Annotated in this window: 16 protein-coding genes; 2 read left to right on the top strand and 14 right to left on the bottom strand. The window is 36.7% G+C overall.

The window, feature by feature from the left end; all coding sequences use genetic code 11:
- Window positions 1-151 precede the first annotated feature (151 nt).
- Both IGL23_RS02710 and IGL23_RS02705 read right to left on the bottom strand, forming a co-directional pair.
- Entirely contained in the window at window positions 152-532 is a 381-nt protein-coding gene (locus tag IGL23_RS02710; protein ID WP_002363195.1) for a VOC family protein, read from the bottom strand.
- Window positions 533-664: 132 nt separating this feature from the next.
- Window positions 665-2,056 (bottom strand): L-cystine transporter, encoded by a 1,392-nt coding sequence (locus tag IGL23_RS02705; protein ID WP_002355598.1) that lies wholly within the window; start codon window positions 2,054-2,056, stop codon window positions 665-667.
- 297 nt (window positions 2,057-2,353) lie between these two features.
- Here IGL23_RS02705 and IGL23_RS02700 point away from each other — a divergent pair, with 297 nt between their 5' ends.
- Window positions 2,354-2,689: a hypothetical protein gene (locus IGL23_RS02700; RefSeq protein WP_002358719.1), complete on the top strand. Its 336-nt coding sequence runs from the start codon at window positions 2,354-2,356 to the stop codon at window positions 2,687-2,689.
- A gap of 46 nt (window positions 2,690-2,735) precedes the next feature.
- On the opposite strand, the gene IGL23_RS02695 is transcribed toward IGL23_RS02700, so the two are convergent.
- From IGL23_RS02695 to ptcA, 9 genes are all read right to left on the bottom strand, one after another.
- Window positions 2,736-3,122 (bottom strand): DUF1149 family protein, encoded by a 387-nt coding sequence (locus tag IGL23_RS02695; RefSeq protein ID WP_002358717.1) that lies wholly within the window; start codon window positions 3,120-3,122, stop codon window positions 2,736-2,738.
- 112 nt (window positions 3,123-3,234) lie between these two features.
- Complete coding sequence (locus IGL23_RS02690; RefSeq protein ID WP_002398115.1) at window positions 3,235-3,666, bottom strand: hypothetical protein; 432 nt, start codon at window positions 3,664-3,666, stop codon at window positions 3,235-3,237.
- Window positions 3,667-4,015: 349 nt separating this feature from the next.
- A complete protein-coding gene (locus IGL23_RS02685) occupies window positions 4,016-4,660 on the bottom strand; it encodes a deoxynucleoside kinase (RefSeq protein ID WP_002355594.1) in 645 nt (214 codons plus the stop codon).
- Between the two features lie 8 nt (window positions 4,661-4,668).
- Entirely contained in the window at window positions 4,669-5,367 is a 699-nt protein-coding gene (gene pnuC, locus IGL23_RS02680; RefSeq protein ID WP_002413802.1) for a nicotinamide riboside transporter PnuC, read from the bottom strand.
- A 557-nt stretch (window positions 5,368-5,924) separates the two neighbouring features.
- On the bottom strand, window positions 5,925-7,511 hold the full coding sequence (locus tag IGL23_RS02675) for an amidase family protein (protein ID WP_033594598.1): 1,587 nt from the start codon (window positions 7,509-7,511) through the stop codon (window positions 5,925-5,927).
- Between the two features lie 196 nt (window positions 7,512-7,707).
- Window positions 7,708-8,637, bottom strand: a complete 930-nt coding sequence (gene arcC, locus IGL23_RS02670) for a carbamate kinase (protein ID WP_002363186.1) — start codon at window positions 8,635-8,637, stop codon at window positions 7,708-7,710.
- 11 nt (window positions 8,638-8,648) lie between these two features.
- Window positions 8,649-9,746, bottom strand: coding sequence for an agmatine deiminase (gene aguA / locus IGL23_RS02665; RefSeq protein WP_002383005.1), 1,098 nt, complete (start codon window positions 9,744-9,746; stop codon window positions 8,649-8,651).
- A complete protein-coding gene (locus tag IGL23_RS02660) occupies window positions 9,739-11,115 on the bottom strand; it encodes an APC family permease (protein WP_002355588.1) in 1,377 nt (458 codons plus the stop codon). The genes aguA and IGL23_RS02660 overlap by 8 nt, the downstream gene beginning before the upstream one ends.
- A 66-nt stretch (window positions 11,116-11,181) precedes the next feature.
- Window positions 11,182-12,201 (bottom strand): putrescine carbamoyltransferase, encoded by a 1,020-nt coding sequence (gene ptcA / locus IGL23_RS02655; protein ID WP_002355587.1) that lies wholly within the window; start codon window positions 12,199-12,201, stop codon window positions 11,182-11,184.
- Between the two features lie 398 nt (window positions 12,202-12,599).
- Between ptcA and IGL23_RS02650 the strand changes: the two genes are divergently transcribed.
- Window positions 12,600-13,445, top strand: coding sequence for a helix-turn-helix domain-containing protein (locus tag IGL23_RS02650; protein ID WP_002392183.1), 846 nt, complete (start codon window positions 12,600-12,602; stop codon window positions 13,443-13,445).
- 40 nt (window positions 13,446-13,485) lie between these two features.
- Here the strand turns inward: IGL23_RS02650 and IGL23_RS02645 are convergent, their stop codons facing one another.
- The 3 genes from IGL23_RS02645 to rlmD form a co-directional block, all read right to left on the bottom strand.
- A complete protein-coding gene (locus IGL23_RS02645) occupies window positions 13,486-13,803 on the bottom strand; it encodes a thioredoxin family protein (RefSeq protein WP_002355583.1) in 318 nt (105 codons plus the stop codon).
- A 284-nt stretch (window positions 13,804-14,087) separates the two neighbouring features.
- On the bottom strand, window positions 14,088-14,216 hold the full coding sequence (locus IGL23_RS02640) for a hypothetical protein (RefSeq protein WP_002355577.1): 129 nt from the start codon (window positions 14,214-14,216) through the stop codon (window positions 14,088-14,090).
- Entirely contained in the window at window positions 14,217-15,590 is a 1,374-nt protein-coding gene (gene rlmD, locus IGL23_RS02635; RefSeq protein ID WP_430619671.1) for a 23S rRNA (uracil(1939)-C(5))-methyltransferase RlmD, read from the bottom strand.
- Between the last annotated feature and the right edge of the window lie 96 nt (window positions 15,591-15,686).

Below are 15,686 nucleotides of genomic sequence, written 5' to 3'. Positions count from 1 at the left end.
CCGCTTACCTCCGCCTATTCTATTAACAGCATTATCATACGCTATATTTTCATGAAAATTACAGATTTTAGTAAAATTTATAAAACTTTCAACTTTTATAAAAAACAGCTTGGCACCAGAATCTAGATTGATTCTGGTGCCAAGCTGTTTTTTATTTACTTTCTTGCCCCATCACAGCAAAGTAATTATCATCGTTATCTGCAAAATTAAAAACTAAGCCTGTTGGCAATTGAACCATTTCACCGACAGTAACGCCAGCCTCTTGCATTTTTTTATAAAGACCAATGATATCATCGCTAGCAAACATTAGAGAAGGGGTATTCCCCGCCACTTCTGGTGAATGTTTTTGAATAAAGGCCAAATCATATAAAACAATAATCGTCTCTGCTGATTCACTTGGTGCAATTTCTACCACCAATGTACCGTCAACTTCCTCTCTTTCCTTTTCAACAAAGCCAAACGTTTGCCAAAATTGACTAGATTCCTCAACATTATTCACATATAACATAATCTTTACTTGGTTTGAAAACATTCCTTCACGTCCTTTTGAATTTAGTTAACAACTTATTATATACGTTCTTTTAAATAATTACTGCACTTTCGCTTAAAATCCAAAAAAAGTGTTTGAGCAAGACATTGCTCAAACACTTTTCGTTTTATTGATTTAGATATTTGCATCTAAGACAACGTCGCGATCATTTAAGACATCACGATCTAATTCATGAATACGAGCACTTGTTAACACGCCTGCAACCATACTATCGTTAACGTTAACAGCTGTCCGCGCCATGTCAATAAGTGGTTCAACCGAAATTACTAAACCAACAATTGCAACCGGCAAGTTCATTGCACCTAAAACGATTAGAGAAGCAAAGGTTGCTCCGCCGCCGACACCGGCTACGCCAAATGAACTGATTGTGACAACTGCTACTAACATTAAAATAAATTGTAAACTAAAGACATCAATTCCAACAGTTGGTGCAACGATGGTTGCTAACATAGCTGGATAAACGCCGGCACAACCATTTTGTCCAATAGATAAACCGAAACTACCAGCAAAGTTTGCTGTGGCATCATCGACACCTAATGCTTTGGTTTGTGTTTCAATATTTAATGGTAAAGCTCCTGCACTTGAACGAGAAGTAAAAGCAAAGCTCAAGACTGGAAAAACTTTTTTTAGATACGTAACTGGATTGACTTTTAAAGTAATTAAAATCAACATGTGAATGGCAAAAACAATGATTAAGGCCACATACGATGCCAACACAAATTTACCTAAGTTAATAATCGCAACAAAATCACTTGTTGCTACAACATTAATCATTAACGCTAACACGCCATAAGGGGTCAAGCGTAAAACTAAGGTAACAATTCGCATGGTAATTTTATATAAACTATCAATTAAATTTGCAAAAAATTCAGCTTCTTTTGGCGCTTTACGACGAACGCCTAAATAAGCGACACCAACAAACGCAGCAAAGATTACCACCCCAATGGTACTCATTGGTCGTGTTCCCGCAAAGTCAGCAAAGACATTTTTAGGAATAAATGAAACGATTTGTTGTGGAATCGTCAAATCTTGAATCGCATCTTGACGCGTCGCTAACTCGGCAATTCTTGACGTTTCTGCAGCACCTTGCGTGAATTTTGCCCCTTGAAGGCCAAACGCTAAGGTTGTTCCAATCCCCACCAAGGCAGCTACTGCTGTTGTTCCTAGTAAGGTGGCTAACACATTAAAGCTAATTTTTCCTAATTTATTGGATTCTTTCATTTTTGTAAATGCACCTACAATAGATACAAATACTAACGGAATTACGAGCATTTGTAGAAACGCTACATAACCATTACCTACAATCCCGATCCATTCCATTGATTGCGTAGTAATTTTACTGTCTGTACCAAAAGCAAATTGAATAATTGCACCTAAAACAATCCCCACGCCCAATGCTGAAAAGACACGTGTTGAGAATTTTAAATGTTTCTTTTGCATTTGGTAGAAACCGAATAACACAGCAATAAATGCAAGGATCACTAATACAGTGATGAATGTTGTCATTTTAGTTCCTCCCTATGTTTTTAATGACAAGTACATCAAAGGAAGTAAAGGTTCCCGGTACTCACTCTCCAGTAAATACCCTGAAAACAGCAAACTGTTTCCAGTGATAGTTCTATTGTACCTTATTTTATAGCAAATAGTGGGATAATTTGCTTACTTTTTGATAGAAAATAACCGTTGTGATAGTTTAAAACTATCACCAAGCGTTGTTTTACTAGTCACTGTAAAAATAATTTGTTTTTTGTCCTCTTTCTTTTAAGCTGACGTGGTATACTTAGTTCTAGGAGGTGTAAGCGTATGCAAAAAATTTGTTGGATCCTTTCTGTCAACCGTGATGGAGCGACGTTGTTTGTGGGGAGCCCTGCAAATGGAGGTCCTTGGCTCTTTTCAAATAAAGAGCAGCAAAACATCAAAGCCTTTTTTCAACCAACCTATGAAATTGACTTTATCAGTTATGATGTTCTTTCAGAGGAAGTACCAGAAGCTGCGTTCATTTTGTACAATGAAATGCTCGCTCCCTATCTTCCCGAAAAAATCACCAAAGTTGGTCAGCCGATTGCTTATGTGGATATCGCTACAAAAAATTATGAACAGTTTAAAAAAGCTTTGGTTGCTAAATCTTCACAAGAATAAAAACAGCGTTTATAACGGAATCCGTTATAAACGCTGTTTTTAAAGTTTAAGCTTCTTCTGATTGTTGAAAATTCAATTGAACACCTGGACGATCCAGAGCAATTTCAGTTACTTCATAAGATAAACGTTCGACGATGCTAAATAAAGGACGCACAAGTTCATCGACTTCTTCTTGCGAAATATCTTCTTGTTTTTCAATTTTACGATCAATAATGTGATTAATTTGGCTAATCGCCCCTGATAAAACAAATTCGTCAAAGACAATTCGAAATTCTAAGCGAGCAACAAGTGCTGAGCTGTTTTCTGGATAATTTTCTTCTTCTACTTCAATTGGTGAAAAGCTGACACGTAAATCTGTCTCTACTTCTGAATCAGGTACTCGCATATCATAGTGATACGCTTCAACAATTTCTTGTTGGCGTTTAATTTCCATTGTTTTTTCTCTCCTTTTTTAACAAGATATTCCCCTTTTAGAATATCCAATGGTTTCTTTTCTCAAGTATACCACAAGTCCGAAAGTTGCCTAGACCAAAAAACACAGAAGGTCAGACTTTTTTGATAAATTGATTTTGGCAGTTTGAACAAGTGACTTTGATTGTTCCTCGTCCTTTCGGCGCACGTAATGACTGCTGACATTTTGGACATTTAAAATAACGATACTCTTTCTGAGTCAGGTGTCGCTTGCGAAAAGCATGAACCTTTTGCATTAGGCGTTGTTTTCGAAGAATAAACCGTTGATTTTCATTCAATCGCGGATGAATATGTTTTGAAAAAAAGCGATAATACACGTAGGCAACTGTGATTAAAATCAATAATCGAACCCAAAGATAGCCAGTAAAAATATTGATAAGCGCCAGCACAACACTTGTTAGCAACAGCGTGCGATTCAATTCATCGAACCGGGCATAACGTCCTTGTAAAAATCGTTGCGCTTTTTTGCGCCAACGTAGAATGCGTTCAAACCAAATTTGGCCCATTTATCTTCCTTCTTTCGAGCATTATTTTTTGAATAAATGATTGATTTACAGAAACTTTCAATCAAAATTTACACTTACTAAGTCCAAATTTTGAACAACTGTTGGTTATTTTCGATGGTATACTTCTAGAGAAGTCAGGTCAACCGATGAATGACTTCGTTGATAATAGCTACCGCTATTTTATACAAACTTAAACTGTCGATGGATAGATTATCCGATTTTAACTTAGGGGAAGGTTAAAATCCGATTCTATAATTTAGCACTACACTCCTTTATTTAGTAGCAACTTTAGCCTATCTATCCACATTTTAAGTCAAAAAGAAGCAAGTCCGGACTTGCTTCTTTTTATTTATCTTTCTAATTCTTCAATTTTCTTCTCAATTAACGCCAAGACATATTGACACGCTTCAGGATCTTCGACAAAATCATATTTATCGCCATCAATTTGAATTTTAGGACTTTCATCATAGTCTTCATACCATTGATCATAACGCTCGTTCAACATTTGATAGTAATCATACAACGTTGGATCTGTCTCAATTTGTTCATAAGGACGGCCACGTTTTTTGATGCGTTCCAACATTTTGGGAAATGAAATACGAATGTGAACTAACAAATCAGGTCTTTTTTTATGCGCAGCATAAGGCAATTCTTGGAGCATGTTTTGTAATAAGTCATCGTACACTTTGACCTCTGTTTCGTTTGCACGACCTAAATCTGCATTTAAATGAAAAAGTAATGAATCTTCATAAATCGAGCGATCCAATACATTATTTTCATGTGTTAATGCTTGTTTAATACTATCAAAACGTTTATTTAAAAAATAAATTTGTAATAAAAATGCGTACTTTTCCGGTTCTGCATAAAATAAAGGTAATACCTCATTATCATCAACTGATTCGTAAAAGGCTTCTGAACCTAAACGGTTTGCAATTAAAGCTGTTAAACTAGATTTACCAGCGCCAATCGTACCTGCTAAAACAATCACTGCCATCGAACTCCCTACCTATTTTTTTCCATTTTATTTTTTATCTTCAACCAATTAAACATACCAAAAATTGAGTTAAAAGTATACATACAATACATAACAAATATCGCATAATCACCACCAGCGTGCGTCCCTGCTCGGAACCATAACAAAATTGAAAAAATATTTCCTAGTAGCCAAAACACGAATTGCGATTGATAACGTTTAATCATCAATAACATCCCTGTCGCTGAAACACTAAACGTGATTGCATCTAATGTTTGTTGCGCATCATTTACAAAACCTAACAAAATATATGCAGCTACGCCAATGAGCAGCCACGTTAAAAAGGCATACAACCACTGAATACCTTTTAAAACTTTTACGTCGGTTACTTGACCTGAGCCATCCTCGCTAGCCCGAAGCCAAGCATAAAGCCCTGTAATGTCCATAATAATATAGAAGCTTTGTAAAAGAACTTCGGCATATACCCGTGTCACTAACCCAAAATAACCAATAATCACTGCACTGATTAACCCAAAAATGTAATTGCTGACTTTTCCTTGGGCAATTAAATTCACACAAATGATGCCGGCTAAACCACCTACTAACGTAATCCAATTCGATGGATTGATAGCAAATGCAATCAACTGTACCCCCACCATCAAAGCTAAAAACAAGTAACTTCTCGTTTCCCAACCTTTAAAATCATTCACCAAAAAATTCTTATTCACGACAAATTTCCGACCTTCCTAAAACCAAACTTTTCTCTGTTGACGTCTCAATAAGAGTACTCCGTTTTAAAAAACAAGTCAATCAGATTTCGGAATAAAAAGAAGATTTTAATACTATATATTGATTAAAAAAATAAAAAGACACTACATATAGTTATTTTGTAAGCTTTCTGATATCCTTTATTGCCACAATATTTTCTTCATCTTGTTTTAATCTTCTATGTAGTCATGGGTTTGTTTCCATCTAATAATTCCTGCAGCAGAACCCTTTACGACGGTAGCGCTCCAAATTAATGTTGCGAAAGCGGAAGCAACCGTACATATTTATGCTTCAAACACAGCCATCGTTCACTCTTTTTATTGAAATGCTTAAAAATTGATGGACTTATTTCTCGAATCTGGCCACTTATTAACTTATTACATGAAAACATTCGCCTAAAAAAGCAAAAAAAAAAACGACTAACCTAAATAATCGACCTACAAACAATTTCTTTCATTTGTAGGTCGATTATCTTTATTAGGTTTGATACAGATGTTTCGCCATTCCTAGTTTCCCTTTACTGCTCATCTCTATTTATTTTTTTACTGTTTGCCAACAGCTCGTTGTCTGAAAGTACTATCCGTCCTTTGGTACTTTGTTCAAAGCTGTAAGCTTGCTCAAATAACGTTTGCTCTTTATTGGCAGTTTGTGTAAAAGTCAGCCCATAAGGTTGTCCTTCACTGTTTTTCGCCAAAGGAACAGTCAATTCAGGATATCCTGCCACGGCACTTAAACCCGTACCTTCAGAATCAATAAAGGCATATCCGTCTAATTGTTGTTTTTTTAGCAACGCATCAAACGTTTGCTGTGCTTTTTTAATGGTTGTTTGAATGATTTCTTTATCTGGTTGTTTCTTTTTAACATCTGCTTCTAATAAATCTTGCCCATACTTGGCACGAACCTTTTTATCTTGTTGATTATACGCAATTAGTTCCTCCAGTGTTTTAAATGGTAAATCATAACGTTTCGCAAATTCTTCCAATGCAAACTTAAATTCATTGGAAATAACTGCCCCGCCATCAATCCCTTCCATATCTGGTGTTACCGGAATCACTTCTGCTCCTGCTTTTTGGAGGGCCTTTTTAGCAGCCGTAAATTCTTCTTCAGCACTTGGCATTTCTAGCAACCCAATGCGTTGACCTTGTAAGTTATTTTTAGTAAATTTCGTTGAATCAATGCTCGGAACCGTGTCTTTCTTAAACGCATTATAGCCTTGCGCAGCATCAACGACACTTCGGGCAATCGGGCCAACTGTATCTAATGACGGTGCCAATGGCAAAACACCTTCGCCACTTACTGAACTGTGGGTCGGTTTAAAACCAACCACTGATTGATGAGAAGCGGGGGAAACAATCGATCCCATCGTCTCAGTGCCTAAAGAGAAGGCGCCGATATTCATCGTCACACTAGCCGCACTCCCAGAACTTGAACCTGAAGGTGTTATTTTGAGCGGCCCATAAGGATTAAGTGTTTGTCCATGCTTGGAACTATAGCCACTTGGTGCTTTCATTGACATATAATTCGCTAGTTCAGATAAGTTTACTTTTCCTAAAACCAAAGCTTGCGCCTCTGTTAACTTCTTAACTACTTCCGCATCTTCCTTAGGCTTGAACGTGCGTAAGGCATAAGCTCCTGCACTCGAAATCATGTTGGTCGTATTTATATTTTCTTTCAAAGTCACAGGAATACCATACAAAGGCTTCTTCGGTGTTTGAGAGGCTTGCTGGTCAAATGCCTTTGCTTCCTTAATTGCTTGCGGATTGATTTCAGAGATGCTGTTCATGCCATTATCTATTTGATCGAACTGTAAAATACGGTCCAAATAAAACGCCGTAAGTTCTTCATAGGTCAATGCTCCGTTGGCAATCGCTTGCTGTAATTCAGTGATATTTTTTTCAATAATCAATGGTGCTTTGGTCCGAGCTTTTTGTACATCCGTTTCTTTTAATTGGTCTTCAATCGTTTTAACGATTCTCTCTTGATTGTACATTGCTGGGGTTTCTGCCTCAGGAGTGAACTTTTTGAGTATAAACCAATACGCTGCAGCGCCTATTATGACTAACAAAACAGCAATTATTCCGATTACTTTTAAAAATTTAGACATTTTTATCCTCCTATACCATTTAAAGATTATCTTACTATGTTTATTTTTGCATGACAACTAACAGTTTTGTTCGTTAAAAAGACAAAATAAAGAGTAGGACATCCGTCAAAACGACCGATGTCCTACTCTCTAACGATTAAGTTAGTCCGCTAAATGCGTTTGTTTTAGTCTTTTGTGAAAGTTAAATACTGAGAATTTATTGTGTAATTCGTGTACCACTTTCTCCTTTGATTGCTTCCGAAGCTAATTCTAAAAGCCCGATAATCGCCTGGCGGTTTGGTTTACTTTCTGCAAAACTGATGGCCGCTTCTACCTTAGGTAACATACTACCTGGCGCAAATTGATTTTCTTCTATATATTGTTGCATTGCCGTAACCGTAACATCGGTCAAAGCTTGTTGATTTGCTTGACCAAAGTTAACAAAAACATGTTCTACTGCAGTTAATACCACAAAAACATCTGCTTCAATGAGTTCAGCCATTTTTGCTGCCGCAAAGTCTTTATCAATGACTGCATCTACACCATGATAGACTGGACCATCATAGGCAATAGGAACCCCGCCACCACCACAAGCAATTACGATCTGTCCTGCATCAACAAGTGTTCGCAAGCTAACTTTTTCGTAAATATCAATTGGTTTTGGTGAAGGAACTACCCGTCGCCAGCCTCGACCCGCATCTTCTTGATAGACGTTCCCAGTTTCCGCCATCAACTGTTTGGCTGTTTCTTCGTCATAATAACCACCAATTGGTTTTGTTGGTTTTGTAAACGCTGGATCTTTTGGATCCACCACGACTTGTGTAATTAACGTAACAACTGGTTGTTCCCCTAAATTTCTGGCTACTAGTTCTTCATCAATTGCTTGTTGTAAATGATAGCCAATATAGCCTTGGCTCATTGCTGTGCATTCAGGAAACGGCACGACATCTTCTGGAGATTGACTCGTTTCCTCAAAAGCTAAGCGAATTTTGCCAACTTGTGGCCCGTTGCCATGAGCAATCACCACTTGATGGCCTTGTTCAATTAAATCAACAATGGATTTTGCAGCGGTTTGTGCTTTTGCCAATTGTTCTTTCGAAGAATTTCCTAACGCATTTCCACCTAATGCAATCACTATTTTTGACATCTGTTTCCCTCCTAGCGCTTTGGTTCTTGTTGTGTGATACAGTGAATATTGCCGCCCCCATAAACAACTTCTACCGTATTAACGCCGACAATTTTTTTATCTGGGAACATCGTTTGAACTTGCTCTAAAGCCAAACGATCATTTTCATCACCATACTGTGGCACAATCACACCATCATTTGTAATTAAAAAGTTCATATAGGATGCAATACAAATATCGCCGTCTTCTCGTGGCATGGTTCCTTCCACGAAATCAATTTTGAAGGAGCCTTGAATGGTTACATTTTTGACAGGACAGCATAATTTGTGGACTTTTAATTGGCGTCCTTTAGCATCAGTCATTTTAAGCAAACGTTGATACGCATCTTGTGCCGCTTCATAAAATGGGCTATTTTGATCTTCGGTGTAAATACAAGCCACTTCACCAGGTGCAATAAAACAAGCTACATCATCCACGTGACCATTGGTTTCTTCTGGGTCAATTCCATCACCTAGCCAAAGAACTTTTTCAACATTTAAATAGTCGCATAATTTTTGTTCGATTGCTTCTTTTGAAAGTTGTGGATTTCGACCTTCACTTAATAAGCACATTTCTGTAGTCAAGACTGTTCCTTGTCCATCTACGTGGAATGAACCGCCTTCTAAAACAAAATCATCTGTACGATAAGAATCTACATGCTCAATTTCACAAATTTTTTGTGCAACCAAATCGTCTTGGTCCCAAGGGAAATATAAACCATCTACTAATCCCCCCCAAGCATTGAATGTCCAATCCACACCACGGATTTCTCCATGGTCGTTAATGACAAATGATGGTCCACAATCACGGACCCAGGCGTCATTGTTTGACATTTCGTAAACCGTAATTTCTGGCGGCAATTGGCGACGGCAATTTTGAAATTGTTGTTGAGAAACCACCACATTCATCGGTGTAAACTGACTAATTGCTTTGGCCACATTAGTAAAAGCTTCTTGGACAGGTTTACCACCATCACGCCAATTATCCGGTCTTTCTGGCCAAATCATCCAAACTTTCTCTTGTGGTTCAAATTCTCCTGGCATTCTAAAGCCATCTTGTTTAGGGGTACTTCCTACAATTCGTTTAGCCATTTTCTTTCGTTCCCTTCTTAATTTTTTTCACGTAAATAATTACTTCACCAAACAGAATAAAAATGATTGCCCCAATTGTGATTGGTAATTTTTCATTTAATGCTGCGGGACTAAAATCTAAAGGCACTGCTGTGAAAATCAGTGAAATAATAATCATAATCATTGGCAAAACCACTAAAACTTTTAAAAATCCTGGTTTTCCGTTAACTTTAAACGGACGTGGTGTATCGGGATCAATTTTTCTAAGCTTATAAAAAGCTGGGAAAACTGGGATATACGATAACAAGAATAGGACGACATTCAAGGAGAAAAAGGCCCAGAATAAATCTTGATTAGGTAAAATTGGTGCTAATACAATGACCACCGATGCCACAATGCCATTCATCAAAGCAGCCCCAATTGGCATGTCATTTTTCTTACTACGTTTTTCAAAAAATTTAGGCATGTCACCATTTTCAGCAGCATAACAAGCTGTATTATTGACTCCTAATGACCAAGAAATCATGTTTCCGAACAACGTAAGAAGGAATAGGAAAGCCATCAACATAATGAACCAACCTTCTGTCGAGCCTGTCAATAGTTTAAAGCTATCCATCATACCACTGCCGGTACTAATTTGATCGGTGGGAATCGCTACCCCAATTCCAAAGGCTGAAAAAATATAAATGGCCGCAATGACTAACCCCGCTGCTACAATAGCTTGTGGAATTTGCTTCTTAGGATTTTCCATATCATCTGCAAACGTACAGATGACTTCAAACCCTAACAAATTAAAAATGATTACAGAAATAAAAGATAAACTCCTTAAGTCAAACGTTGGTAGCATTGATTTCAAGGTAAATTCATTGGCAACACCTTTCGTCAAGGCTACATACAATCCTAGCCCACCAATTAAGACTGCTAAAACCATCTTGATTACTGCAGCTCCATTTAAAATCCAGATACTGTCGCTGACTGGATAAAAACTAATCCAAACCACAATCCAAGTAAAAATTAATTCAACAATAATCATCATCGGTGTTGAAAACTTAATACCTGTAATTGTCGTTAATAGTTCTGGCGTCATAACGGCTAATGAAGCTAGCCACAATGGATAATTAATCCAATAATACCAAGAAACTCTGGCACCCCAACGATGACCATATGCTTTGGTCACCCAATCATAGATGCCCCCTTCACCAATATAAGTTGTTCCTAATTCTGATGAAATTAACCCATATGGCAATAGGAATGCAATTAATAAGAAAATCCACCAAAAAAACTGAGAATTACCAATTGCAGCAACAGGCGCCGCTGCTTCAGCAACGAAAACCACACAGATGACTGATAAAATGGCACTCGTTAAACTAAATTTCTTTTTCCCCTCCATGAAGACTCTTCCTCTCTTTATAAACTGTCCACTGATTCATTTTTTCAATCAGTGGACAGTTGGCCGTTAAATGCTTTGAGTGTCTAAGAAAACTTCTAGTTCTTTTTTCGCTTCTGCTTGCTTGATTAAATCATAAGGATTTTTTGCTTCATAATCATTCATAAGATATACTAATAAGCCACGAATAGATGTTAAACGGTTTTCTGCTTCATCGAAACAAATAGAATTTTTACCGTCAATCACTTCATCAGTTACTTCTTCCCCACGTGTTGCTGGTAAACAGTGCATGAATTTACAATTGGCACCTGCCCGATCCATCATTTCTTGATTCACTTGATATTTTGGATAGAAAACCTTCATACGTTCTTCTTCAGATAATTCCGCTTCGTACAAGCCATACCAAACATCCGTGTACAAGAAATCAGCGCCTTCAACAGAACTTGCATCATCTGTGACCAAAAAGCTACCGCCTGAAACTTCACAATTTTTTGCTAATTTCGCTTGATGCTCTTCATTTAATTGGAAGCCTTCTGGACCGAAGTGAACAAAATTCATGCCCATTTTTGTTGTGATTAATCCTAAAGAAAAACAAACTTGTGTTGCATCTCCGACAAAGACAACTTTACAATCTTCTAATTTTTTGCCTTCTGGTAAATGCTCAACCATGGTACACAAATCACCTAATTCTTGGGTTGGATGATTGTAATCAGACATACCGTTAATGACTGGGATGGTAGCACAATTAGCTAAATCAACAATACTATGGTGACGTTCCACACGAGCCATCAAAATATCTACTAAACGTGACAATACACGGCTGGTATCTTCAATCGTTTCATGTCCCCCTAATTGAATTTGACCAGGTGCTAAATATTCGCCATGTCCACCTAATTGTTCCATTGCAGTTTCAAAAGATACTCGTGTTCGAGTTGAAGATTGTTGGAAAATCATTCCTAAAGATTTGTTTTTTAACAGTTGCGGATAATACCCATTTTTAATCGCTTCTTTAATTTTTAATGATAAATCGACTAAGTAGTGCATTTCCTCTTTCGTATATGTTTCTGTTGTAACGTAATCTCTTTTCATGATGTGTTCCTCCTAAAAGTTGTTTTTGTTTACACATTGACTTTACCAAGTTTAGCGAAGAGTTTACTATCCGCCAAAAGTTAGAAAACGCTTTCTTTTTTGGCGTGATTTTTCATTAAAAAAAGTTTATTTATGGTTATAAACCGTTGGTACACCAGGGGTTTATAAAAGTTTAGGCGGATTTCTCTCTAATTTCTGACCAATCATAGATTTGAAAATGGTATAATTATTTTGAAAAATCATTCACTTAAAATAAAAGATGAAAGGGGTTTCCAATCGTGACATTTGTTTTTATTTATAACATCTTGTTGATTATTTTATATTCGTTTACTTCAACCTTTACCTTAAATCTTTACTTGAAAAATAAACAACCGATTTTTTTATTGCTTCTCTTTTTAATGGTTATTTTTATTTGTGACAATGTGATTGTTTATATGACTGAGTTCATTAATTCGTTTGCAACCGAATATAATCAGACCTTTATGACCGCACCTTTTTTAAAGACCATCATTTTTATTTGTTGTAATTTTGCCTATCTGGCTATTATCAATACTATTAGTGGGCGTCCTTTTAAAAATTATCAATTTGTCTGGTTATTTTTAATTGGTTTATGGATGCTAGCTATTCCATTTTCACAAAATTCCGCCTTAAAAGTTTGGTTGTACTATTTACCCAATCAGCTATTTTTAATTTACCTTGGATGCTATGCGCTCTATCAATTACGAATAGATCCTTTATCAGCCCTTGCGAAAAAATATCTTCGTTTTATTGGTTGGCTAAGCATTGGTTTCGGTGTGGCGATTCTTTTGGAAGATACCTTCGTTATTTTTAACATTGACCAATATTCTGATATTGTCTTTAAAATTAACAACCGAAACGTTTCTGAAGATATTTATACAATCATTCTCTCGATCGCCATTATCTACTTCTGTAATCGTGATTTTCCTCTGTCGGTGCTTGAAAAAGACGCTGCTAAATTGGAAGAAAATCAATCAGATGAACCCGTACTTTTGGCGCCTTTTTGTGATGCCTATCAATTAACGCAGCGAGAACGAGAAGTGCTTTCGTTACTTTTAGAGTGCAAAACAAATCAAGATATAGCCAACGAACTATTCCTATCAATCGGGACAGTAAAAACACATATCCACAATATTTTCGTTAAATTAGAAGTAAACAAAAGAGCAGAAGTTTTTGTCAGTTATCAACTTTTTTCTCAACAACAAACTGAACATTTAGCGAGATAATTAAAAAGGAAGCCTCCGTGATCGGTGGCTTCCTTTTTGATTAACTATTTTCTTGTACTTGTCGAACTCTCTTTTCAATTTCTTGAAAGTTAATAATTTTAGCTTGGCGATGAATTTCTTTTCCTTCATAGTATAAGATAATGGTCGGTGCAGAAAAAGCATTTAATTGTCCAATTATTTCTGGACTTTTATCAGCTTCTGCAATGTATGTAGGAAATTCATATTTTGTTGCAATTTTTTCGACAATCGGTTTATCAACTGTACAAACACTACAATTTTTTGCTGTCAAAAAGACGGCTTGTAGACGATTGTCTGTAATTTTTTCTTCTAATTCTTCTAATGTTGTTACATATTCCACTGAATAGCCCTCCTTGTCTTTTGTCTAAAATAACAGATTTACTAGCAAAATAACAACTTATTTGTTTGGCTAGGAATGCTTTAACAAAAAAGTTGAGCGTGGGACAAAAATCACTTTGGATTTTTGCTCCACGCTCAAAAACTGATAAACGGCGGGAACAAAAGCAACTCCTTCGGAAATAAGCCGGAATTCTCCAAAAATTACAGAACAATTTTCGGAAATTCCTTCTTATTTCTCGGAGTTAAACGCTTCTGTCCCGACCTCAACTTTTTACTGATAACCGCTTATTTATTAAAAATTTTAGGCCCTTTGCGCATGTTTTTACGATCATTTTTGGGAGTTTCCATTTTTTTAGAACGGCCACCACCTTGTTTCTTTTTAATTAATTCTAACATTTTTTCTTTTTCATTCATTTAATCCACCGCCTTTGTTAATAACGTGACAGATTCAATGTGGGTCGTTTGTGGGAAATTATCCACTGGTTGAATTTCTTTTGCTTCATAGCCACCTTCTGTTAATAATGCAATGTCGCGAGCGAGTGTGGCTGGATTACAGCTGACATAAACAATTCGTTCAGGTTGCGTTTCAATTAATGTGTTTACTAATTGACCATCTAACCCTTTCCGTGGTGGATCCACCACCACAACATCTGGTTGCAAGCCATTTTCAACTAATTTTGGCAATAATTCTTCCGCTAAACCAGCCGTGAAAGTGGCATTCTCAATATTGTTTAATTTAGCATTATTTTCTGCATCTTTGACCGCTTCTTCAATTACTTCAATACCGTAAACTTGCTTTGCATCTTGGGCTAAAGTTAAGCCAATCGTCCCAATCCCACAATAGCCATCCACCACAATTTCATTGCCTGTTAAAGCCGCATACTCTTTGACTTTTTGATACATCACTTCTGTTTGTTGTGGATTTACTTGATAAAATGAACGCGCGGAAATTTCAAATTTCAAATCAAAAATAGTATCTGTAATTTTTTCAGACCCATGTAATAAGATGGTTTCGTCGCCAAAAATGACATTGGTTCGTTTGGGATTAACATTTTGTACAATGCTGACTACTTCCGGAATAGCTTCCAAAATATCTGGCACAATTTTACTAATTGGGAATAATTTCGGTGTTCTCGTAATTAGAACAACCATCATCTCCCCAGTATGGTAGCCACGACGAACGACAATATGGCGTAAGTTCCCTGTATTATCAGATTCGTTATAAGGTTTTACGCTATATTTACGCATAATGTCACGGATTTTAACAATTGCTGCATCAATTTCGGGGTCTTGAATATAGAAATGTTCCATCGGAATTAAATCATGGCTATTTTTCCGGAAAAAACCTGTTTGTAGTTGGTTGTCAATTTTACGCACGGGAATTTGTGCTTTGTTCCGGTAATGCCACGGATCGTTCATCCCAATTGTTGGTAAAACAGGGACTTCTGGCAATTTAGCGACACGTTGCATAACATTTTCGACTTGTTGCGTTTTAAATGATAGTTGGGCGCCGTACGCTAAATGTTGCAACGGACTAATCCCGACTTTTGTAAAGTTTTCATCTTTCACGGGCACACGCTGTTCACTGCTTTTTAGGACAGTCAATACTTTCCCATAACCAAAACTTTTGCCTGTTTTTAAGACTTTGATTTCAAGTTTTTCACCTGGTAAGGCATTTTCAATAAACAATGGATAATGGTCCACTTTTGCCACGCCTAAACCTTCATGCGTCAAGTCAATGATTTCTACTTCAATGACGTCATTTTTCTTTACTGGATAATTTTTCATAAGTCGCTCCTTCTTTTTATACACTTCACTCATTCTAATGAAAATACCTAAGAAAAGCAACAACGAATTTTCATAGCGATTTAGCAATTCCGTTTG

It is taken from the genome of Enterococcus sp. MSG3299 (genome assembly GCF_050555765.1).
GTDB classification, from domain to species: Bacteria; Bacillota; Bacilli; order Lactobacillales; family Enterococcaceae; genus Enterococcus; species Enterococcus faecalis.
The sequence above is the reverse complement of the archived record's forward strand: the minus strand, read 5'-3'. Positions and strand labels throughout refer to the sequence as shown.